Source organism: Bradyrhizobium sp. PRIMUS42 (assembly GCF_023006515.1).
Taxonomy (GTDB): domain Bacteria; phylum Pseudomonadota; class Alphaproteobacteria; order Rhizobiales; family Xanthobacteraceae; genus Bradyrhizobium.
The window spans coordinates 1-955 of the sequence record NZ_JALBGZ010001276.1 but is presented as its reverse complement, the minus strand read 5'-3'; the positions used below and the strand labels follow the sequence as shown (position 1 = coordinate 955).

At 67.5% G+C, this 955-nt stretch carries 1 protein-coding gene; it reads left to right on the top strand.

Annotation, left to right across the window (positions count from 1 at the left end; genetic code table 11):
* Positions 1–955 (top strand): ABC transporter permease (locus MOV75_RS39660; RefSeq protein ID WP_247008291.1); only part of this gene is annotated, 955 nt, incomplete at both ends.

Sequence of the window (955 nt, the reverse complement as noted above, 5' to 3'; positions counted from 1 at the left end):
CACGGCGATGCTGGTTGCGCCTGCGAGCGCGACCTTTCCCCAGGAGTTGTTCGTAAAACTCCGCCGTGCCGGCTGGCCGGTGTCGCCGGCGCTGGAGGGCCGGGTCCAGATCAACGGACGTTCGCTACGCCTGCTCGGGATTGAGCCGGTGACGCTGCCGATCGACGTCGGCAACGCACCGCGCCTTGGCACTGCAGATTTGAGCAGTTTTGTTGCTCCGCCGGGCCGGACATTGGTGGCGCGGGAGACGCTGAGCGATCTGCAGGAGCAGGAGGGCGCAGCGCCTCCGACCAGCGACGGCGCAACATTGCCGCCGCTGCGCGTACTGCCGCAGCTTGTGCCCGACGTGCTCGTGGTCGATATCGGCGTGGCACAGCGTCTGCTGAACAAGCCGGACCAGGTGTCGCGGCTTCTGCTCGGCAAACCGAAGAGCAAGCCTGCGCCGCTGGCAAGCGTCGTCGGCGACCAACTGCAGCTGATCGAGCCAACTGCGGAGACCGAGCTGGAGCGCCTCACCGACAGCTTCCATCTCAACCTCACGGCGTTCGGCCTGTTGTCGTTCTTCGTCGGCCTCTTCATCGTCAACTCGGCCGTCGGACTCGCTTTCGAGCAGCGGCTGCCGATGCTGCGGACGCTGCGCGCCTGCGGGGCCTCGGCGCGGCTGGTCAACACCGTGCTTGTGATCGAGCTCGTGGCGCTGGCCCTGGTCGCCGGGCTGATCGGGCTCGTCTGCGGCTATTTCATTGCGGCGGTGCTCCTGCCCGACGTCGCGGCATCGCTGCGTGGGCTCTATGGCGCACAGATTCCGGGGCAGCTCACCTTACGGCCTGAATGGTGGCTCGCCGGCATCGGCATCAGCATTGCGGGCGCGCTCGTTGCGGCAGCAACGAGCCTGGTCAAGGCGATCAGAATGCCGGTGCTGGCGACGGCGCAGCCCCGCGCTTGGCAGCAGCGG